The 20,559-nt window shown below is 67.3% G+C and carries 20 protein-coding genes; 8 read left to right on the top strand and 12 right to left on the bottom strand.

The features are described 5' to 3' along the window. Window positions 1-5: 5 nt before the first annotated feature. The 3 genes from ACTJKQ_RS08365 to ACTJKQ_RS08355 are packed head-to-tail and all read left to right on the top strand — an operon-like array spanning window position 6 to window position 2,639. Window positions 6-842: a CheR family methyltransferase gene (locus ACTJKQ_RS08365; protein WP_440596569.1), complete on the top strand. Its 837-nt coding sequence runs from the start codon at window positions 6-8 to the stop codon at window positions 840-842. After that, window positions 839-1,462, top strand: a complete 624-nt coding sequence (locus ACTJKQ_RS08360) for a chemotaxis protein CheB (protein ID WP_440596568.1) — start codon at window positions 839-841, stop codon at window positions 1,460-1,462. Before ACTJKQ_RS08365 ends, ACTJKQ_RS08360 begins: the two co-directional genes overlap by 4 nt. A gap of 52 nt (window positions 1,463-1,514) precedes the next feature. Continuing rightward, window positions 1,515-2,639 (top strand): hybrid sensor histidine kinase/response regulator, encoded by a 1,125-nt coding sequence (locus ACTJKQ_RS08355; protein ID WP_440596567.1) that lies wholly within the window; start codon window positions 1,515-1,517, stop codon window positions 2,637-2,639. 127 nt (window positions 2,640-2,766) lie between these two features. Here the strand turns inward: ACTJKQ_RS08355 and ACTJKQ_RS08350 are convergent, their stop codons facing one another. The 5 genes from ACTJKQ_RS08350 to recG form a co-directional block, all read right to left on the bottom strand. Next, a complete protein-coding gene (locus ACTJKQ_RS08350; protein ID WP_056747877.1) occupies window positions 2,767-3,135 on the bottom strand; it encodes a response regulator in 369 nt (122 codons plus the stop codon). 185 nt (window positions 3,136-3,320) lie between these two features. Then, window positions 3,321-3,839, bottom strand: coding sequence for a Dps family protein (locus tag ACTJKQ_RS08345; RefSeq protein WP_060984998.1), 519 nt, complete (start codon window positions 3,837-3,839; stop codon window positions 3,321-3,323). 153 nt (window positions 3,840-3,992) lie between these two features. Beyond that, window positions 3,993-5,726, bottom strand: a complete 1,734-nt coding sequence (locus ACTJKQ_RS08340; protein WP_440596566.1) for a dipeptidase — start codon at window positions 5,724-5,726, stop codon at window positions 3,993-3,995. A 146-nt stretch (window positions 5,727-5,872) separates the two neighbouring features. Then, entirely contained in the window at window positions 5,873-6,838 is a 966-nt protein-coding gene (locus ACTJKQ_RS08335; RefSeq protein WP_056747872.1) for a LysR substrate-binding domain-containing protein, read from the bottom strand. Window positions 6,839-6,879: 41 nt separating this feature from the next. Then, a complete protein-coding gene (gene recG, locus ACTJKQ_RS08330; protein ID WP_440596565.1) occupies window positions 6,880-9,039 on the bottom strand; it encodes an ATP-dependent DNA helicase RecG in 2,160 nt (719 codons plus the stop codon). A gap of 110 nt (window positions 9,040-9,149) precedes the next feature. Between recG and ACTJKQ_RS08325 the strand changes: the two genes are divergently transcribed. The 4 genes from ACTJKQ_RS08325 to ACTJKQ_RS08310 all read left to right on the top strand — a co-directional run bounded on the left by ACTJKQ_RS08325 (window position 9,150) and on the right by ACTJKQ_RS08310 (window position 13,549). Further along, window positions 9,150-10,430, top strand: a complete 1,281-nt coding sequence (locus tag ACTJKQ_RS08325; protein WP_056065324.1) for an HD-GYP domain-containing protein — start codon at window positions 9,150-9,152, stop codon at window positions 10,428-10,430. A 3-nt stretch (window positions 10,431-10,433) separates the two neighbouring features. Beyond that, window positions 10,434-11,393, top strand: coding sequence for a 1-phosphofructokinase family hexose kinase (locus tag ACTJKQ_RS08320; RefSeq protein WP_146872042.1), 960 nt, complete (start codon window positions 10,434-10,436; stop codon window positions 11,391-11,393). Between the two features lie 90 nt (window positions 11,394-11,483). Then, window positions 11,484-12,647 (top strand): tRNA preQ1(34) S-adenosylmethionine ribosyltransferase-isomerase QueA, encoded by a 1,164-nt coding sequence (gene queA, locus ACTJKQ_RS08315; protein ID WP_440596564.1) that lies wholly within the window; start codon window positions 11,484-11,486, stop codon window positions 12,645-12,647. Then, window positions 12,644-13,549, top strand: a complete 906-nt coding sequence (locus tag ACTJKQ_RS08310) for a DMT family transporter (RefSeq protein ID WP_440596563.1) — start codon at window positions 12,644-12,646, stop codon at window positions 13,547-13,549. The genes queA and ACTJKQ_RS08310 overlap by 4 nt, the downstream gene beginning before the upstream one ends. Window positions 13,550-13,633: 84 nt before the next feature. On the opposite strand, the gene ACTJKQ_RS08305 is transcribed toward ACTJKQ_RS08310, so the two are convergent. Both ACTJKQ_RS08305 and ACTJKQ_RS08300 read right to left on the bottom strand, forming a co-directional pair. Continuing rightward, window positions 13,634-15,235 (bottom strand): gamma-glutamyltransferase family protein, encoded by a 1,602-nt coding sequence (locus ACTJKQ_RS08305; protein ID WP_440596562.1) that lies wholly within the window; start codon window positions 15,233-15,235, stop codon window positions 13,634-13,636. 168 nt (window positions 15,236-15,403) lie between these two features. Next, window positions 15,404-16,387, bottom strand: coding sequence for a Bug family tripartite tricarboxylate transporter substrate binding protein (locus ACTJKQ_RS08300; protein WP_440596561.1), 984 nt, complete (start codon window positions 16,385-16,387; stop codon window positions 15,404-15,406). A gap of 152 nt (window positions 16,388-16,539) precedes the next feature. On the opposite strand from ACTJKQ_RS08300, the gene ACTJKQ_RS08295 reads away from it, so the two are divergent. Beyond that, the gene (locus ACTJKQ_RS08295) at window positions 16,540-17,451 is read left to right on the top strand and encodes a LysR substrate-binding domain-containing protein (RefSeq protein ID WP_440596560.1); all 912 of its coding nucleotides are present in this window, start codon (window positions 16,540-16,542) and stop codon (window positions 17,449-17,451) included. A 13-nt stretch (window positions 17,452-17,464) separates the two neighbouring features. On the opposite strand, the gene ACTJKQ_RS08290 is transcribed toward ACTJKQ_RS08295, so the two are convergent. From ACTJKQ_RS08290 to trpD, 5 genes are all read right to left on the bottom strand, one after another. Next, window positions 17,465-17,734: a DUF3253 domain-containing protein gene (locus tag ACTJKQ_RS08290; RefSeq protein WP_056747861.1), complete on the bottom strand. Its 270-nt coding sequence runs from the start codon at window positions 17,732-17,734 to the stop codon at window positions 17,465-17,467. A gap of 28 nt (window positions 17,735-17,762) precedes the next feature. Next, window positions 17,763-18,479 carry a uracil-DNA glycosylase gene (locus tag ACTJKQ_RS08285; protein WP_440596559.1) on the bottom strand — a complete coding sequence of 239 codons (717 nt, stop codon included), beginning with the start codon at window positions 18,477-18,479 and terminating at the stop codon, window positions 17,763-17,765. A 70-nt stretch (window positions 18,480-18,549) separates the two neighbouring features. Further along, complete coding sequence (trpC, locus tag ACTJKQ_RS08280; RefSeq protein WP_440596558.1) at window positions 18,550-19,353, bottom strand: indole-3-glycerol phosphate synthase TrpC; 804 nt, start codon at window positions 19,351-19,353, stop codon at window positions 18,550-18,552. After that, complete coding sequence (locus ACTJKQ_RS08275) at window positions 19,346-19,495, bottom strand: hypothetical protein (protein WP_192421952.1); 150 nt, start codon at window positions 19,493-19,495, stop codon at window positions 19,346-19,348. The genes trpC and ACTJKQ_RS08275 overlap by 8 nt, the downstream gene beginning before the upstream one ends. A 20-nt stretch (window positions 19,496-19,515) precedes the next feature. Continuing rightward, entirely contained in the window at window positions 19,516-20,553 is a 1,038-nt protein-coding gene (gene trpD / locus ACTJKQ_RS08270) for an anthranilate phosphoribosyltransferase (protein WP_440596557.1), read from the bottom strand. Window positions 20,554-20,559 lie beyond the last annotated feature (6 nt).

Below are 20,559 nucleotides of genomic sequence, written 5' to 3'. Positions count from 1 at the left end.
CCGCCATGCCCCATCGCAAGGCCCGCACCGCAGACATCGAGCAGCGCCTGCTGATCGATGCCATCTACCACCGCTACCACTACGACTTCCGGGGCTACGCACAGGCGTCGCTCAAGCGGCGGCTGGCGTCGGCGCTGGTGCAGTTCGACTGCAAGACGCTGTCACAGCTGCAGGACCGCGTGCTGCACGAGCCCGCCGTGTTCCCTGCGCTGCTCGAATACCTCACCGTGCAGGTGAGCGACATGTTCCGCGATCCCAGCTACTTCCAGGCGCTGCGCCAGGAGGTGGTGCCACTGCTGCGCACCTACCCTTCGCTCAAGGTCTGGGTGGCCGGGTGCAGCGCGGGAGAAGAGGTGTATTCGCTGGCCATCCTGCTGCAGGAAGAAGGCCTGCTGGACCGCACGCTGATCTACGCCACGGACATCAACCCACACGCGCTGCGCGCCGCCGAGGCGGGTGTGTTCGACCTGTCCCGGGTGCCCGCCTTCACCGAGAACCATGCGCGCTCCGGCGCCCGCAGCTCGTTGTCGGACTACTACGCTGCCGGCTATGGCCGCGTGGTGTTCGACAAGGGCTTGCGCGAGCACATGGTGTTCTCTGACCACAGCCTGGCCACCGACAGCGTGTTTGCCGAGGTCCATCTGGTGTCCTGCCGCAATGTGCTCATTTACTTCGAGCGCGACCTGCAGAACCGTGCACTCGGGTTGTTCCGCGAGTCGCTGTGCCACCGGGGCTTCCTGGGCCTGGGCTCCAAGGAGTCATTGCGGTTTTCTGCGCACACCGATGCCTTCGAGGACTTCGTGCTGGAGGACCGCATCTACCGAAAAAAGGCTGGACTATGACCAGCCCCGCGCTGGCGCCAAGGCCATCGCCACCGGGGGGCTACCACGCCGTCGTAGTGGGTGGCTCTTCGGGCGGTATTGATGCCCTCTTGCATCTGCTGCCCGCGCTGCCCGCCACACTGCAGGCCGCGGTTCTGGTCGTGCTGCACCTGCCCCGAGACCGGCGCAGCCTGCTGGTGGACATCTTCCAGCCCCGCTGCGCCCTGGCGCTGCGCGAGGCGCAGGACAAGGACGCCATCACGCCAGGCTCGGTCAGCTTTGCGCCTCCGGACTACCACCTGCTGGTCGATGCCGGGCCCCGGGGCCCGCATGTGGGGCTGTCGCTGGACGCCCCTCTGCATTTTTCCCGCCCCTCCATCGACGTGCTGTTCGAATCGGCGGCAGACCACTACGGCCCCCGGCTGGTGGGCATCCTGCTGTCGGGCGCCAACGAAGACGGTGTGCACGGCCTGCAAGCCATTCAGGCGGCGGGCGGCCTCACGATCGTGCAAGACCCCGCCAGCGCCAGCATGCCCACCATGCCGCAGGCGGCCATCGCGGCCTTGGCGGTTGACCACATCCTGCCCCCTGAAGGCATTGCCAGGCTGCTGGTGGACCTGCACCGCCGCCAGCAGCTTTGATACGGGCATATGCGTCCTTCCTTGAGAACCCCATCCACCCTCCCCACCGCCCATGCCCCAGACCGACCGCACCAAATGCCTGCTCGTTGACGATGTCGAGGAAAACCTGATCGCCCTGGAGGCGCTGCTGCAACGCGACGGGCTGGACATCCTCAAGGCCCAGTCGGGCCCCGAGGCCCTGGAACTGCTGCTGGCGCATGACGACGTGGCCCTGGCCTTGCTGGACGTGCAGATGCCCGACATGAACGGCTTCGAGCTGGCGGAACTGATCCGGGGCAGCGAGCGCACCCGGCACATCCCGCTCATCTTCATGACGGCGGGCTCACGCGAGCAGAACTGGCAGTTCCGGGGGTACGAGAGCGGGGCGGTGGACTTTCTCTACAAACCCATCGACCCGCACATGCTCACCAACAAGGCAAGCGTGTTCTTTGAACTGCACCGGCGCAAGCAGGCGCTGGCGCACGAGCTGCGCGCGCGCACTGAGGCCTTGCGCATCAACGAAATGTTCATGGCAGTGCTGAGCCACGACCTGCGCACACCGCTGCAGTCCATCGTCGCGGCGGCCACCGTGCTCAAGCGCCAGCCGCCCCCCGACAAAGCGGTGCTCATGGCCGACCGGGTGCTGGGCGCCAGCCAGCGCATGGGCCACATGATCGAAGACCTGCTGGACGTGACCCGCATCCGCCAGGCGGGTGGGCTGGCACTTCAGCTGGGCCCTGCCCACATGCAGGCGCTGGTGCAGCGCACGCTGGACGAGGTGGCCACCAGCCACCCGGAACGCCCCATCGATTCCACCCTGCAGGGAGACCTTGCAGGCACCTGGGATGCGGAGCGCCTGTGCCAAGTGGTCACCAATCTGGTCGGCAATGCACTGCACCACGGCAGCGCCGACCACCCCGTACGGATTGCGGTGGACGGGACCCGCCCCGAGCAGATAAGCATCACGGTGGCCAACGGCGGCACCATCCCCCCCGAGCTGTTACCGCATTTGTTCGACCCTTTCCGGGGAGGAGAACGCGAGCCTGGCCGCCACCAGGGTCTGGGGCTGGGGCTTTTTATTGCACACCAGATCGTGCGGACCCACCGTGGAACCATCGAAGCCAGGTCGCAAGACAATGTCACCACCTTCCAAGTAACACTGCCGCGCCATTCGCCAGCGCGCCCGCACCGCAGTTGACCATGCCAAGCGAGCCCAGCCAGCGTGCCAACCAGCAGACAAGCCGCCCACCGGAAGCCGTGAAGGCGCTACCAGGGTGATGTGACAGGGGGGGAGACGAACCGCGAGCGGGCCGTGCCCGCAAGCGTCAGCCGGCGGCCGAGGCCAGCGCGCTTTGGATGGAATCGAGCAGCTGCTCCAGCTCTTCCAGTTCGAAGGGTTTGAGCAAGGCGCGCACGTTCGGCCCCCAATTGCTCGGATGGCTGCCCAGTTCATACCCGGAACACAGCACCACCCAGCGCTGCGGATCATCTGCCAGCAGTTGGCGGGCCAGATCCGTGCCCGAAAGGCCGGGCAGGCTGACATCGGTCACCAGCACGTCAAAGGGGTCGCCAGCATCCAGCGCCAGCGCCTCTTCGGCAGAGGCGCAGGGCGTGACCGTCCGGCCTTCGCCTTCCATGAGCATGCCGATGGTCTCGCGCAGCTCCGGGTTGTCTTCAACGTACAGGATTCGCATACATCACAGGGAGTTGATCCGCCATGCCGTCCTGCGGAAAGGGAGCATGACCAAAACCCGCATCATGCGCAGGCGACCGTGCTGCGCCGTGTAGGACAAGGCGCTATTCTGCGCGCCTGTGCCATCTCCGCCGCGCGCAGCCGGGCCGTGCGTCGGCCGACGCGCGCAGGGGAAGGAGAGCCCTTTTATTCTTCCAGCAGCGAGCGCAGCATCCACGCCGTCTGTTCGTGCACCGTGAGGCGCTGGGTCAGCAGGTCGGCCGTGGGCTCGTCGCTGGCCTTGTCGGCCAGGGGGAACAGGCTGCGCGCCGTGCGGGCCACGGCTTCGTGGCCCTCAACCAGCACACGCACCATGTCCAGCGCCTTGGGGGGCTTGGCGGGGGCGTCGGGTACCGTCGCCAGCTTGCCAAACTCGGCATAAGAACCTGGTGCCACATGGCCCAGCGAGCGGATGCGCTCGGCAATCGGATCCACCGCGTTCCACAGTTCTGTGTACTGCGCCATGAACATGGTGTGCAGGGTGTTGAACATGGGGCCCGTGACGTTCCAGTGGAAGTTGTGGGTGGTGAGGTACAGCGTGTAGGTGTCGGCCAGCAGGCGCGACAGGCCCTGAGCAATGGCAGCGCGATCCTTGTCGCTGATGCCGATGTTGATACTGGGGGCAGAGGGTTTGCCGGATGCGGCTTTGCCAGGAGCTTTGGCCATGGGGAGGTTCCTTCCGTGCGGAGAACATGAAACACCCCGCGCTGTGCGGGGTCCTCAAATACTGTAGCGCAAGCGACTGGTCCCCCATGTCAGCCAAGGCCGATGCCTTGCACCTGGGTCAAGAAAACGCAAGCGGAGCCAAGCCCCACAGGCTTATTGCATGTGCGGCAAGTTGCCAATGCGCACCAGCATTTCGGTGAACATCTGCATGTCGGCATCCAGGTCCGCCACTTCCTTGAACTCCTTGGCATTGTGGGCGGTGTACTTCTTGCCAGGCATGGCAGGGCCAAAGTTGATGGCGTTGGGCATCAGCTTGGCGGTGGTGCTGCCGGCCGTGGGCGCGGGCTTGGCTTCGAGGCCGGTGGTGTCGCCAAAAGTGTTGAGCAACGTGGCCAGCCAGGCGCCCTTGGGGTCGCGGGCCATCCAGTTGCCTTGGTTGTGGTCCACCTCCACCGCCACACCCGCCTGGGCGCCCCAGGCCTTGATGCGTTCGGTGGTGGCTTTGGCCAGTGCTTCGGGCGTGTTGCCACGGGGCATGCGCACGTTCACCAGCACATCGACCTTGCCATCCTTTTCGCGGATGAGGTTGGGAGACATCGTGAGCGGGCCCATGAAGTCATCGCTGTAGGCCAGCCCCATCGTACGACCCAGGTAGTCGGTGCCATACAGGTCTGTGAGGTAACGCACGGCCTGCGCGTAGCCGTTGGGGGCCAGCACTAGGCCCGACTCCTTGAGGAACAGCGCCAGGCGCGGCAGCGGGTTCACGCCTTCTTCGGGGCGCGAGCCGTGGGCCGATGCGCCCGTGACCTTGACCAAGATGTCTGCGCCTTCACGCGCCACATCGATGCTGAACTTGCCGCCCTGGCTGGTGTATTTGCCGATAAAGGCGTCCTTGCCAGCGCTGAGCTGGCGGGTGGTGGCATCGGCGTTGCCGCCACGCAGGCGGGCCGTGGCCGTCTGGGGCACGGCGTTGGCCGATGCGGCGCCCGCCATGGCCACGATGGTGGGCTGGTTGCCTGCCGCGGCGCCCAAGGCAAAGGTGGTGCGCAGCGCACCCGAGCCCTTCTCGGCCACCACCGCAGGATATTTGCTATCGAGCACGATGTTGTACTCAGGCAGCGAGGTCTTGGCGCGGTAGTACTTCATCGCGTCGCCACCGGTTTCTTCGGTGGTTTCGATCATGAGTCGGATGGTGCGCGCCAGCGGCAGGCCGCTGTCCTTGACGGCCTTCATCGCAAACAGCACCGTGGCGATGGAGCCCTTGTCGTCAATGGAGCCCCGGCCATACAGGTTGCCGCCCACGCGGGTCAGCTGGAAGGGGTCAAGCTTCGTGCCATCGTCCAGCACCCATTCGTCGGCCACCACGGGTACCACGTCGGCATGGGTGAGGATGCCGAATTCTTCGGGGCCACTGCCGGGCAGCTTCACTTCAAAGATGCGGTTATCCACATTGCGGTACTGCAGGCCAAAGTCCTTGGCCATCCCTTCGACCAAGGCACCGAACGCGATGATGTGCTTGTCCTCGTGCGGCGGCACCTTGTCGGCCCGCACCGTGGGAATGGCCACCATCTTCGCCGTGGCGTCGATCACCGCCGCCTGGTTGCGCAAGCGGTTGTGCAGACCCAGCAAGCGGCTGATGTTGACCAGGTCATCACCCACCAAAGGCTTGTGCGCCAGGTAAGCCGACACGGCGGTCTGCAGCTGCGGCTGCATCTGTGCAGCCAGCGCCAGGAACTGTCGGAAGTCCGCTGCGGCAGCGGCGGCAGGCGCGGCCGCAATGCGGTCGAGCGCAGGCTTCTTCAGCGTCTGGGCTACGGTTGGGGGGGTGGGGGTGGAGCAAGCCGTCAGGGCGGCAACCAGCGTGGCGGTGAGCCAAAGCGTCTTCATAGGAACCTCTTGTGGGGGCAAAGGCACCGACCGCCGATGGGCAGAGGGCGCCGTGGAGCAGGGCCTGCCCGGGCCGGGTGGACCTGCGCAGGGGCGGCGGGAGTGTAGCGCCGATTCCAGGAAGCGAATCAGTGCCCAGCAGCCGTTCAGGACAGTCGCGTCACGCCTGGCAGCTCGCACGCATAGATGGCGTTGCGCAGGGCGGCAATGGCTTCGTAGCGCGTGAAGCTGCGGCGCCACGCCAGCACCACGCGGCGCACGGGCGGCGGGCCACCGTCTTCCTCACGGATGGGCAGGTAGCGGATGTAGGTCTCGTCGCTCTTGCGGCGGCGCGACACCGTGAGCAACGCATCGCGCGGCACCGACAGGCGTGGCACCAGCGTCACCCCCATGCCGGCGGCCACCATGTGCTTGATGGTCTCCAGTGATGAGCCCTCAAACGACTTGCGGATGCCCTCGGCGTTGCTCGCAAAGCGCGCAAACTCGGGGCACACCTCCAGCACATGGTCCCGGAAGCAATGGCCCGCCCCGAGCAGCAGCATGGTCTCGTTTTTCAGCTCGGCAGCCGTGACCGACTTCTTGGCCGCCAAGGGGTGCGTGCTGGGCACGGCCGCCATGAAGGGCTCGTCATACAGCGGCGCCATGGCCAGGCCGGTGTCGGGGAAAGGCTCGGCCAGGATGGCGCAGTCGATCTCGCCCGTGCGCAGCATCTCCAGCAGCTTGACGGTGAAGTTCTCCTGCAGCATCAGCGGCATCTGCGGGGTGCGCGTGATGGACTGGCGCACCAGCTCGGGCAGCAGATAGGGCCCGATGGTGTAGATCACGCCCAGCGTGAGCGGCCCGGCCAGCGGGTCCTTGCCGCGCTTGGCGATTTCCTTGATGGCCGCGGCCTGCTCCAGCACGCTTTGCGCCTGGCGGACAATGTCCTCGCCCAGCGGGGTCACCGTGACTTCGCCCGCGCTGCGCTCGAACAGCTTCACGTCCAGCTCTTCTTCCAGCTTCTTGATGGCCACCGAGAGCGTGGGTTGCGACACATAGCAGGCGTCGGCCGCATGGCCAAAGTGCTTCTCGCGGGCCACCGCAACGATGTACTTGAGTTCGGTGAGGGTCATGGTGTGTTCCTGCGGGCCACGTCAGTGTCGTTCTGAGCGTCTCATGCCTTGAGATAGTCCGATTTTCCACCCAACCAGCGCGCCACGTGTTTGGCGGCCAATTCCGGGTAGCGGTCCAGCATCTGGGGGGCCAGCTCGCGCGCCCATTCCAGCAGATGGGTGTCGGTCGCCAGGTCGGCAAACCGCAGCAGCGCATCGCCCGACTGGCGGGCGCCCAGAAACTCGCCGGGGCCCCGGATCTCCAGGTCGCGCCGGGCAATCTCGAAGCCATCGTTGGTCTCTGCCATGGCGCGCAGGCGCTCCTTGGCGGTTTCACCCACGCGGCCGCTGTCGTTGGTGGCGTACAGCAGCACACAGGCCGAGGCCGCCGCGCCGCGCCCCACGCGGCCGCGCAGCTGGTGCAGCTGCGAGAGGCCAAAACGCTCGGCATGTTCAATGACCATGAGCGAGGCGTTGGGCACGTCCACGCCCACCTCGATCACGGTGGTGCTGACCAGCACGCCCATCTGGCCACTGGTGAAGAGCGCCATCACGGCCTTCTTCTCGGCGGTGGGCATGCGCGAGTGCAGCAGGCCGACCATGCAGCCCGGCAAGGCCTCGCTCAGGTCGGCGTGTGTGGCGGTGGCGTTGGAGAGGTCCAGCGCCTCGCTCTCTTCGATCAGCGGGCACACCCAGTACACCTGCCGCCCGGCCTCCACCTGCGCACCGATGCGTTCGATCACTTCGTCCTTGCGGCTGTCGGCAATCAGCTTGGTCACGATGGGCGTGCGGCCTGGCGGCAGCTCGTCGATCACCGACACATCCAGGTCCGCGTAGTAGCTCATGGCCAAGGTGCGCGGGATGGGCGTGGCGCTCATCATGAGCATGTGCGGCTCCATGCCGTGGGCCGCCAACTTTTGCCGCAAGGCCAGCCGCTGCGCCACGCCAAAGCGGTGTTGCTCGTCGATGATGGCCAGCGCCAGGTTCTTGAACTGTACCTGGTCCTGGATCACGGCGTGCGTGCCCACCACCAGCGCCGCCTCGCCGCTGGCCACCAGCGCCAGCATGGCAGTACGGTCCTTCTTCTTTTGCCCGCCCACCAGCCAGGCCACCTTGCGGCCGTGTGCGGCCAGCAGCGGTTCGAGCCAGCCGATCATCTTGGCAAAGTGCTGCTCGGCCAGGATTTCGGTGGGTGCCATCAGCGCGCACTGCCAGCCCGCGTCCATGGCCAGGCAGGCGGCCAGGGCCGACACCACGGTTTTGCCCGAACCCACATCGCCCTGCAGCAGACGGTGCATGGGCACCTGGCGGGCCAGATCGGCCGCAATCTCTTCGCCCACGCGGCGCTGGGCCGCCGTCAGGTCAAACGGCAATACGCCCATCAACTGTTCGTGCAATGGCAAGGCGCCGTCGGCGCTGCGCCGGGGCCGCAGCACCGGCGCGCGCAGCATGTCGCGTTCGCGCCGCGACTGCTGCTGGGACAGCTGCTGGGCCAGCAACTCCTCCGCCTTCAACCGCTGCCAGGCGGGGTGGCTCTGGTCCTCCAGCGTGGACAGCGCCACATCGGGCGTGGGATGGTGCAAAAAAGTGAGCGCCTCGCGCAAGCTGAACCTGCGCTGCAGGCCATTGGGGCCATAAGCCCGGGCCATCGGTGGCTCTGTGCCGGGTGGCAGGGTGTCCGACAAATCCACCCGCGTCAGCGCACTGACGACGGCCCGGCGCAGGTAGGGCTGGGGCAGTCCGGCGGTGGTGGGGTAGACGGGCGTGAGAGCGGCGGGCAACTCGCCACCCGCCACGCGGAAGGCGGGGTGCAGCATCTGCCGCCCCCAGAAGCCGCCTTTGACCTCGCCCCGAATGCGCAGGCGCGCGCCCACGGCCAGGGTCTTCTGGTGCGACGGGTAGAAGCTGAAAAAGCGCAGCTCACAACTGCCGGTGTCATCCTCTACCTGCACCAGCAGCTGGCGGCGGGGGCGCAGTTGCACCTCGCTGGCAGTGACCGTGGCCTCGATCTGCACCGTTTGGCCGTCGCGCGCGTTGGCCAGCGGGGTGATGCGGGTTTCATCCTCATAGCGCAAGGGCAGGTGCAGGGCCAGGTCGATATCGCGGCGCAGGCCCAGTTTTTGCAACGCCTTCTGCGCCACCGAGGCCGCACCCTGGCCACGCGCGGCCGGGACGGCGGAGCGCGCAGTGGGTTTGGCGGGAGCAGGGGCGGCAGCGGGCATGGAGAGCAATTTGCTAGGGAAAACGAGCGGAGATCGCAGCCCGAAAAGGCTACCATGGTTACCATTGCTAACGCCTGATCACGGCGTGTTTTCGAGTCCGGGGCCCCGTCATGCTCAAGCGCATTCAAATCCAACACCTGACCCTGGGCATGTACCTGCATGAGTTTTGCGGCTCGTGGATGGAGCACCCCTTCTGGCGGGCCAAGTTCCTGCTCAAGGACCCCAAGGACCTCGCCCGCATCCAGGCCACCGCCATTCAGGAAATCTGGATCGACACTGACAAGGGCCTGGATGTGGCCGCAGGCACGGCGTCGATGTCGCGCGAAGAGGTGGATGCGCAGATCGAGACCGACTTCAGCCGCCTGGAGGACCTGCCCCCCATCAAGGTGACGCTGCCCTCACCCCCTCCTCCCCCCAAGCGAGACCGCCAACCGGCGGACATGCACAGCGAACTGAGGATGGCCGCCGCCATCTGCGTCAAGTCCAAGGAAGCGGTGGTCTCGATGTTCAACGAGGCCCGCATGGGCCGCGCAGTGGACTCGGCCAGTGCACAGAGCCTGGTGGAAGAAATCTCCGACTCCGTCACCCGCAACCCCGGCGCACTCATCAGCCTCGCGCGGCTGAAGACGGCCGACGACTACACCTACATGCATTCGGTGGCGGTGTGCGCGCTCATGGTGGCCCTGGCCAAGCAGCTCAAGCTCAAGGACGACCAGCAGCGGCTCGCTGGCATGGCGGGCCTGCTGCACGACCTGGGCAAGGCGGCCATCCCGCTGGCAGTGCTCAACAAGCCCGGCAAGCTCACCGACCAGGAGTTCACCGTGGTGCGCAGCCACCCGGTGGAGGGCTACCACATGCTCAAGGAAGGCGGCAACGTGCCCGACGCCGTGCTGGACGCCTGCCTGCACCACCATGAAAAGGTGGACGGCTCGGGCTACCCCGACAAGCTGCAGGGAGAAGGCATCAGCGTGATCGCCCGCATGACGGCCATCTGCGACGTATACGACGCCATCACCTCCGACCGGCCCTACAAGCGCGGCTGGGACCCGGCCGAGTCGCTGCGCCGCATGGCCGAGTGGACCAGGGACCACTTTGACGCACGCATCTTTCAGGCGTTTGTCAAAAGCATCGGCATCTACCCCGTGGGCTCGCTGGTGCGGCTGACCTCGGGCCGCATCGGCATCGTGACTGAGCAATCGCCCACCGCGCTGACCACCCCCATCGTCAAGGTGTTTTTCTCGACCAAGTCCGACCTGCGCATTCCGCCCGAGGTGGTGAACCTGGCCGCCCCGGACTGCAACGAGAAGATCGTGGCACGCGAAGACCCCGAGAAGTGGCGCTTTCCCGACCTGGACGAGCTGTGGTCCGGCTTCTCCGACAAGGTCTGGTAGCCCATGCCTGCACTGATCATCACCCTGACGCTCAACCCCGCCCTCGACCTGGCGACCACCACCGACCACGTGGTCCCCACACACAAGCTGCGCTGCGGCCCGGTGCGGCGGTTTGCGGGGGGCGGTGGCATCAACGTCGCGCGGGTGCTGCACCGCCTGGGCGCGGACGTGAGCGCCTGGGCACTGGCGGGCGGCGCGGCGGGCGCCCAGGTGCAACAGCTGCTGGCCGACGAGGGCGTGCTCACGCAGCTGCAGCGCATTGCGGGCGACACGCGCGAGAACTTCTCGGTGGTCGAGACCAGCACGGGCCAGGAGTTTCGGTTTGTGCTGCCCGGCCCCATGCTGCAGGCCTGCGAGTGGCAGGCCTGCCTGGATGCGCTGGCTACCCACACACCGCCACCCCGCTGGCTGATTGCCAGCGGCAGCCTGCCGCCTGGCACGCCGAACGACTTCTACGCCCAGCTGGCGCGCGCCGCATCCGGCCGGGGCGTGCGGGTGGCCGTCGACACCTCGGGGCCGCCGCTGGCGGCGGCATTGCAGGCTGGGGTGGCGCTGGTCAAACCCAGCCTGCGCGAGCTGCGCGACCTGTTGCAACAGCCCCTGGAACAGGCGGCCGACTGGTGCACTGCCGCCCAGTCGCTGGTGCGCAGCGGCGCCGCCGACACCGTGGCCCTGTCGGTGGGCGAGCAAGGCGCCGTGCTGGCCACGCGGGAGGGGGTATGGCAGGCGCCAGCGCTGAACGTGCCCGCTACGACCGGCACCACGGGCGCTGGGGACTGCTTTTTGGCGGCACTGGTCTGGGCGCTGGACCGGGGCGATGCGCCTGCCGAGGCGCTGCGCTGGGGCGTGGCCGCAGGCGCTGCCGCCTTGCTGCATCCGGGCACCACCCTGGCCCAGGCCGATGACGTACAACGGCTGGTGCACAGCGTACCGGCACCGGTGGCATTCACCACCTCGCCCTAGCACCGCGCCTGCAGGGGCTGCAGCCCCGTGGGACAATCGCGCCTTCCGCAATTTTTACCTTGGCACGGGCCCGTTCGGCCCTCAAGCACGATGACTGATCTCTCCAGCGGCGCAACCAGTGCGCCCCTCGCCTCCGGCGGCCCTTCCACGCCCCGCGTGTTCACCCTCAGCGACTTCGACTTCTCGCTGCCCCCCGAACTCATTGCCCAGCACCCCGCGCCCGAGCGCAGCGCCTCGCGCCTGCTCGATGGCCGCGCCATGCAGCCGGTAGACCGCATCTTTCGCGAGCTGCCCGGACTGCTGCGCGAAGGCGACCTGCTGGTGTTCAACGACACGCGCGTGGTCAAGGCGCGCATCTTTGGCGAGAAGGCCAGCGGCGGCAAGCTGGAGCTGCTGATCGAACGCGTGCTGCCCGTCGAGGCTGGCAACCCGGGTAACGAAGTCGTGGCCCACATGAAGGTCAGCAAGAAGCCCCTGCCCGGCAGCGTGGTGCACATGGCCGGTGGCCGCAAGGCGGGCGGCTTTGACGCGCAGTTGCTGGGCCGCTGGCCCACCGAGGACGGCCCGCTGTTCCGCTTTGCGCTGCACGGCCCCGCAGGCGAATCGCCCTGGGAGCTGATGGACCGCCACGGCCACCTGCCGCTGCCGCCCTACATCGAGCGCCAGCAAAACACCGACCACGACCCCGACGAGGCCGAGGACAGCCAGCGCTACCAGACCGTGTTTGCCCGCAACCCCGGCGCCGTGGCAGCGCCCACGGCCGCGCTGCATTTTGACGAAGGCGTGCTGGCCGACCTGGCCGCACGCGGCATCGATCGCGCCAGCGTCACGTTGCACGTGGGCGCAGGCACCTTCCAACCCTGCAAGACCGAGAACCTGGCCGAGCACCAGATGCACAGCGAGTGGTACGAGATTCCGCTGGCCACGCTGGCCGCGCTGGAGCGCTGCCGCCAGCGCGGCGGCCGCGTGGTGGCCGTGGGCACCACCACCGTGCGCACACTCGAATCCTGGGCGAAGACGGGCCAGGCCTCTGGCGACACCAACATCTTCATCACACCGGGCTTTGCATTTCAGGTGGTGGATGTGCTGATCACCAACTTCCACCTGCCCAAGAGCACGCTGATGATGCTGGTGAGCGCGTTTGCGGGCTACGCCCACATCATGGGCCTGTACCGGCACGCCATTGCGCATCAGTACCGCTTCTTCAGCTATGGCGACGCCATGCTGCTGGAGCGTGCGCGCGGCACGCCGTGAGTCCCCCCGGCCCTGCGCCGTCGACCAGTCCTGCAGCCCGCCGGCGTGCGGCGCTGGCAGGCATCGCGCTGGCCGTCACGGCCTGCGCGTTCTTTGCGCTGCTGGACACCGCGAGCAAGCTGGTCAGTGTGGGTGTGCCCATCGTCATGGCGCTGTGGATGCGCTATGTGTTCCAGTCGCTGCTGACCACGGCCTTCGTGCTGCAACGGGAGGGGCGCCCTGCCCTGCGCACCACACAGCCCCGCTTCCAGGCCTTGCGCGGCGCGCTGTTCGCCATGACCAGCCTGTTCGGCTTCATCAGCCTCACGGCCTTGCCGCTGGCGGAGTTCACGGCCATCGTGGCCACGGTGCCGCTGTGTGTGACGGTGGTGGCGGCCCTGTGGCTGCACCAGCCGGTGAGCCCTTTGCGCTGGCTGCTGGTGGTGGCGGGCCTGGCGGGCACGCTGGCCATCATCCGGCCCGGCGGTGATGCCTTCACCTGGGCGCTGCTGTGGCCGCTGTGCATGCTGGCTGCGGGCACGGGCTACCAAGTGCTGAGCAGCAAGATGGCCGGGCACGAGAGCCCCGCCACCACGCAGCTCTACACCAGCTGGATCGCCACCGCGCTGGTGTCGCTGGGCGTGCCATTCTTCTGGCAGCCGGTGAGCGACCCGTGGCTGTGGGCCGGCATGTTCACCATGGGCCTGTCGAGCGCGGTGGGCCACATGCTGCTGCTCAACGCCTATGCGCGCACCACGCCGGTGACGATTGCGCCGTTCCTGTATTCACAGATCGGGTTTGCCATGCTGGCGGGCTGGCTGGTGTACCGCCATGTGCCCGATGCGTGGTCGATGGCGGGCATTGCGGCCATCGTGCTCAGCGGCGCGGCCAGCGCCTGGCTGACCATGCGCGAGACACGTTAAGCACCCAAACAGCCGGTAGCGCTAGTGCAATATGCCTAAGCAGCTATATATTCAATAGCATCAAGCCCGCCGCCTGGGCAGGGATCAGAACGCCACCGCGTGCCCGTCCTTGCGCGGGTCGGAGCCCGCGATGTAGCTGTTGCCGTTCTTGAGCACCAGTTGGGCGCCGCCAAAGGCGAACACGCCGTTGCCCTCTTCCACCGTCACCTCGTGCCCGCGCGCGCGCAGCGCGGCGACCACGGCGGGGTCGAACCCTGGCTCCACCGCCACACCCTTGCCGCCGGTGATGCGCCAGCGGGGTGCATCGGCAGCTGCCTGTGGGTTCTGGCCGTAGCGCAGCACGCGCAGCGCCATCTGGGTGTGGCCCTGGCTTTGCATGGGACCGCCCATGACGCCAAACGCCATCTGCGGCGTGCCGTCGGCATGCATCGCAAAGGCCGGAATGATGGTGTGCGAGGGGCGCTTGCGCGGCGCCACCTGGTTGGCGTGGCCTGGGACCAGGTTGAAGCCATGGCCCCGGTTCTGCAGGCTGATGCCCGTGCCCGGCACCACTACGCCCGAGCCAAAGCCCATGTAGTTGGACTGGATGAACGAGACCATCATGCCGGACGCGTCGGCCGCCGCCAGATACACCGTGCCGCCGGGGCGCGGCGCGCCGTAGCCGGGGTCGCCAGCGCGCGTGGTGTCGATCAGCGCAGCGCGGCTGCGCAGGTAGTCGGGGTTCAGCAGCGCATCCGGTTTCACCGGCATGGCGTCGATGTCGGCGTTGTACTGGTGCAGATCGGCAAACGCGAGCTTCATGGCCTCGATGCTGGCGTGCACGGTCTCCACATCGTCCGCTGAGTGCGCGCCAATGCCATGCGCGTCGAGCATGCCCAGCGCCATCAGTGCGGCAATGCCCTGGCCGTTGGGCGGAATCTCATGGACCACCGAATCGCCAAACCGCTGCTGGATGGTGCCCACCCAGTCGGCCTGGTGCGCGGCCAGGTCGGCCATCGTCATGGCGCCGCCATGGGCCTGGGCATGGGCGGCGATGCGCTCGGCAATCACGCCCCGGTAGAAGGCCTCGCCCTCGGTCTCGGCAATCAGCTCCAGCGTGCGCGCATGGGCGTCGCTGCGGAAGATTTCGCCCGCCTGGGGCACGCGACCATTCGGCATGAAGCACTCGGCGAACCCGGGCTGCGTGCCCAGCTTGGCCGCGCCCAGCGCCCACAGGCGGGCGATGGTGGGCGACACAGGAAAGCCGTTGCGCGCGTAGTCGATGGCGGGCTGGGCCAGCTGCGCAAACGGCAGCTTGCCCAGGCGCTTGGACAAGGCCACCCAGGCCGACACGGCACCCGGTACGGTGACGGCGTTCCAGCCCGTCTCGGGGATGCCGCCCAGCTTCTCGAAGTATTCAGGCGTCCATGCCGCAGGCGAGCGGCCCGAAGCATTGAGGCCGTGCAGCTCCTTGCCATCCCACACGATGGCAAACCCGTCGCTGCCCAGGCCGCAGCCCGTGGGCTCCACCACCGTGAGCGCCATGGCGGCGGCAATGGCAGCGTCCACCGCATTGCCACCCGCCAGCAGCATGCGCAGGCCCGCCTGCGCGGCCAGCGGCTGCGAGGTGGAGACCACGTTGCGGCCCATGACCGCGCTGCGGTTGGAGGCGTAGGGAAGGGACCAGTCGAGGGATGGGGTATTCATAGCGTTCTGACTCTGTTGCCCCGCACAGGGCGGGCTGCATGAAACCGGCGCGGCGCAAAGCGAGGGACGCCGAGGAAGGGCCGCCCCGCACCGAGGGCGTCGTCCCCCTTCCCGAATGGCAACGCCATTCGAGAGAAGGGGGAAGCGGCAAAGCCGCTCAGGGGAATGTCACTCCAGGGTTATTTTGTGCTGGCGAATCACCGTCGCCCAGCGATTGCTATCGGCCTGCACCATGGCACCAAACTGCGCGGGCGTGCGCGGTGCGGCGGGCTCCACGCCCAGCTTGGCCAGGCTCTCGGCCACTTCGGGCGCCTGCACGGCTTTGGCGAAGGCCTTGTGCACCTTCTCGACCAGCGCGGGCGGTGCGCCCGCAGGCAGGTACACGCCAAACCAGGTCACCGACGAATAACCGGGCAGGCCAGATTCGGCCAGCGTGGGCAGCTCGGGCGCCAGGGTGCTGCGCTTTTCGCTGGTCACGGCCAGTGCGCGCAGGCGGCCGGCCTTGGCGTGCGGCATGCCGGTGGGCAGCGAGTCAAACAGCACATGCGTCTGCCCGGCAATCAGGTCCGGGATGGCCAGGGCCGTTCCCTTGTAGGGGATGTGCGTCATCTCCACACCCGCCTGGGCGCTGAAGGCGGCCGTGTTCAGGTGCACGATGGTGCCATTGCCGCTGGTGGCGTAGTTGAGCTTGCCGGGGTGGGCCTTGGCGTAGGCAATCAGTTCGCCCACGGTCTTGACCGGCAGGCTGTTGGTGACCAGCAGCACGCTGGGTGCGTCGGCTACATGGGCCACCGGCGTGAAGTCCTTGCGCGGGTCATAAGCCAGCTTGGGCATGAGGTGGGGCGAGATGGCATGTGTGCTGCTCGTGGTCAGCAGCAGGGTATAGCCGTCGGGTGCGGCCTTGGCCGCCTCGGCCGTGCCCAGGGTGCCGCCAGCGCCGGGCTTGTTGTCCACCACCAGCTGCTGGCCCAGGTCGGCCGCCACACGCTGCGTGACCACGCGCGCCACCAGGTCGGTCGCGCCGCTGGCCGGGAAGGGCACGATCACCCGCACAGGGCGGTCCGGCCAGTTGGCTTGTGCCTGCGCGGCAGATGCCAGCACCAGCAGGCCGGCCAGGCCCCAGACACCACGGCCCCAGGAAAGTAGACGCATACAGAGCACTCCCGCAAAGAAATCGGACACAACAGAGGATGGAACCATCTTAGGAAGCTGCACCTTGCTTGACCACCAGCATTTCAGCAAGCTGCTTTGCCACCACGGCAAACCGGCGCATACTGAACACCTCCCTCTCCGCCCCTTCCTCCATGCGTCCCCACCTGCTGCAAGACACCACCCTGCGCTACTTTCTGGCCGTGGCGCAGAGTGGATCGCTCACCGAGGCTTCGGCCCGGCTGCATGTGGCCGCCTCGGCACTGAGCCGCCAGATCGCGGGGCTGGAGGCCCAGCTGGGCACGCCCCTCTTTGAGCGCCACCCGCGCGGCATGGTGCTGACAGCGGCGGGCGAGATCCTGGCGGTGCACGCGCGCCGCACGTTGCTGGACGCCGAGCGCGCGCTGGGCGAGATCGGCGCGCTGCAGGGCCTGCGTGCGGGGCAGGTGCGTCTGGCCACATCGGATGCGTTCGCAAACGAGCTGGTGCCGCGCCTGTGCGTGGAGTTCCAGCGCACGTACGCAGGGGTGCAGTTCAGCGTGATCGCCTTGCCCACGGCACAGGTGCCCGACGCCGTGCGCAGCGGCGCAGCCGACATCGGCCTGTGCTTCAGCCGCGCACCGCACAAGGACATCGACGTGGCCTACCGCCAGAGCGCGCCGGTGCTGGCCCTGCTGCCCCCGGGCCACCCGCTGGCCAGCGCAGGCAGCGTGACCCTGGCGCAGATGGCCGGGTACCCCCTCGCGCTGCCCCCTCCTGAAACCACGGTGCGCCAGATGATCGACATCGTCTGCAGCCGCCAGGGCCTGCAGCTGGAGGCCGTGCTCATCAGCAACCACGCCAAGACGGTGGTCAACTTTGTGCAGCTGGGCGGCGGGTTGTCGGTGGCCAGCGAGATCGCCGTGCGCCACCTGGTGGCCGAAGGCGCCATCGTGGCCCTGCCCATCAGCGACCCCGGCATGGACCTGCGCGACATCGAGATCCAGACCCTGGCCGGGCGCAGCCTGCCGGTGGCGGCGCAGGCGTTTCTGGAACTGCTCAAGGAGCGGCTACCGCAGCCGTGGTAGCCCTTGGCGTGGGCTAGGCGCGGGGCTGGTCATCCATCGGCCGGCCGAGGCGAATCGGGCCGCCGGGCGCCGTGGCATCCACCAGCACCCCGCCGCGCGTGACGCGCAGGCGTTGCTGATGTGCCAAAACCTGCGCCACCTGCCTGACTTGAGGCATGTAGTGGCGCCAGTCACCGCCCTCTGGCACCAACGCCCGAGCGACCTCTGACGGGCAGATCGTCGTGTGCGGCTTGCGCTGCGCCAGCAAGGCGAAGATTTGCGCCTCCACGTCTGCGTCGGTCATGGCGCGCGCGCGGTGTTGCGAACCCTGCTCAGTACCCGTGCTGCGCGCGAAAATCCCGCGCCTTGCCAAAGTGCCCGTTGCCAATGAAGGGCACGGGCGGGCGCAGCGCCGACAACGGCGAGGGGTGGTTGGACGTGAGCACCAGGTGCCCCCGGTCTGCGGGAATCCACGCGCGCTTTCCCTGCGCGTGCGAGCCCCAGAGCATGAACACCACCGGACGCGGGCCCTCGGCCACGTGGCGGATGACGGTGTCGGTCAGCTCTTCCCAGCCCTTGCCCGCATGGCTGGCGGCCTGGCCCTCTTCCACCGTGAGGCAGGTGTTGAGCAGCAGCACGCCATTCTTTGCCCACTTGACCAGGCTACCGCCGGGGTTCGGGAACGGGGGAAACGCCACCCCCAGGTCGCGCTGCATTTCCTTGAAGATGTTCTGCAGCGAGGGCGGCAGGCGCACGCCCGGCGCCACCGAAAATGCCAGACCCTCGGCCTGGCCCCGGCCGTGGTAAGGGTCCTGCCCCAGGATAACCACGCGCACGTCTTCGGGTGGCGTCAGCTCCAGCGCACGCAGCGGCTGGGGCGGAAAGATCGCTGCCCCGGCCTGCAGCCGCGCCTGCAAGTGAGCGAGCAACGCCTGCCCACGCGCGCCCGCAAAAAAGGCGTCCATCAAGGGCTGCCAGCCAGGGGCCACCGGCCAGTCGGCGGGTCGGGCCGTCTGGAGTTGCGTGGCGGGCATTTCAGAGGAATTCATGGCGAAATGGGCTGGTAGCGCTAGTTACACATGCTCCAGCAGCTATCAAAAACATAGTGATCGATCACTGTCAAGCGAACAGCTTGGCCAGCGCCAGGCCGGGGTCATCCGCCCGCATGAAGGCCTCGCCCACCAGAAAGGCGTGCACACCCGCGTCGCGCATGGTCTTCACATCGGCAGGCTTGAGGATGCCGGACTCGGTGACCAGCAAACGGTCCGCAGGCACATCCTTGAGCATGCCCAGGGTGGTGTCCAGCGTGACTTCAAACGTGCGCAGGTTGCGGTTGTTGATGCCCACCAGCGGGGTCTTGAGCTTGAGCGCGCGCTCCAGTTCGGCGCGGTCGTGCACCTCCACCAGCACCGCCATGTCCAGGCTGCGGGCAATGGCCTCGAAATCAGCCATCTGCGCGTCATCCAGGCAGGCAGCGATCAGCAGGATGGCATCGGCGCCCATGGCGCGGGATTCGTAGATCTGGTACGCATCCACCATGAAGTCCTTGCGCAGCACGGGCAGCAAGGTGCTGGCACGGGCCTGCTTCAGGTAGTCGGGCTGGCCCTGAAAGAACTGGCGGTCGGTCAGCACCGACAGGCAGGCCGCGCTGACCTTGCCATCGCCTTCCATATAGCTTTGCGCAATGTCAGCGGGCTCGAAGTCAGCGCGCAGCACGCCCTTGCTGGGGCTGGCCTTCTTGACCTCGGCAATCACCGCCGCCTGGCCCTTGGCGATCTTGGCCCGCAGCGCACCTTCAAAGTCGCGCGTGAGCACGCGGCTCTCGGCATCGGCGCGCATGGCATCGAACGGCAGGCGCTTCTTGGCGGCGGCCACTTCTTCGTGCTTGACGGCCACGATCTTGTTGAGGATGTCACTACTCATGGTTGGCTGCCTTGTCGGTTTCGGTGGGCTCAGCGGAGCCCTGTTTCAGAATGCGGGTGAACACGCGGTGCATCACGACCCCGGCCACGATGAACAGGGCAGAGACGCCCAGTGCGATCCAGGTGCCCGGGTCGTGCCACATGGCGGGGTCAGGCCGCCGTATCAGACCACTGTGGCCAGCGCATGCGTGCGGGTGACCACCTGCTCCAGCTTGGCCAGAGCGGCGCCGGAGGCAATCGCAGCGCGTGCCTTGGCAATGCCCGTCTGGATGGACTCGGCCACGTTGGCGGCGTACAGGGCCACGCCTGCATTCAGGCAGACGATGTCCTGCGCGGCACCGGGTTCGCCCTTGAGCACGCCGATCAGCATCTCACGCGACTGCTCGGGTGTTTCGACCTTGAGCGCCCGGTTGCTGGCCATCGGCAGGCCGAAGTCTTCAGGGTGGATCTCGTATTCGGTGATCTGGCCGTTCTTCAGCTCACCAACCAGCGTGGCGGCGCCCAGGCTCACTTCGTCCATGCCATCACGGCCGTACACCACCAGCGCGTGTTCGGCGCCCAGGCGCTGCAGCGCGCGCACCTGGATACCGACGAGGTCGGGGTGGAACACGCCCATCAAGATGTTGGGCGCACCGGCCGGGTTGGTCAGCGGGCCCAGGATGTTGAAGATGGTGCGCACGCCCAGTTCCTTGCGCACCGGGGCCACGTTCTTCATGGCCGGGTGGTGGTTGGGCGCAAACATGAAGCCGATGCCGACTTCAGCGATGCACTGGGCGATCTGCTCGGGCTTCAAGTTGATGTGGATGCCCAGGGCCTCCATCACATCGGCGCTGCCGCTTTTGCTCGACACACCGCGCCCGCCATGTTTGCTGACCTTGGCGCCCGCGGCGGCGGCCACGAACATCGAGCAGGTGGAGATGTTGAAGGTGTTGGCCCCGTCGCCGCCCGTGCCCACGATGTCCACCATGTGGGTCGCGTCCTTGACGTGCACCTTGGTGCTGAACTCGCGCATCACCTGCGCGGCTGCGGTGATCTCGCCGATGGTTTCCTTCTTCACGCGCAGGCCGGTGATGATGGACGCGGTCATGACGGGCGAGAGTTCGCCGTTCATGATGAGCCGCATCAGGTGCAGCATCTCGTCGTGGAAGATTTCGCGGTGCTCGATGGTGCGCTGCAGCGCTTCCTGGGGGGTGATGGGCATGGAATG

Source organism: Acidovorax sp. 22279 (assembly GCF_052045435.1).
Taxonomy (GTDB): Bacteria; Pseudomonadota; Gammaproteobacteria; order Burkholderiales; family Burkholderiaceae_C; genus Acidovorax; species Acidovorax delafieldii.
This window is presented reverse-complemented; position numbering and strand designations above follow the sequence as displayed.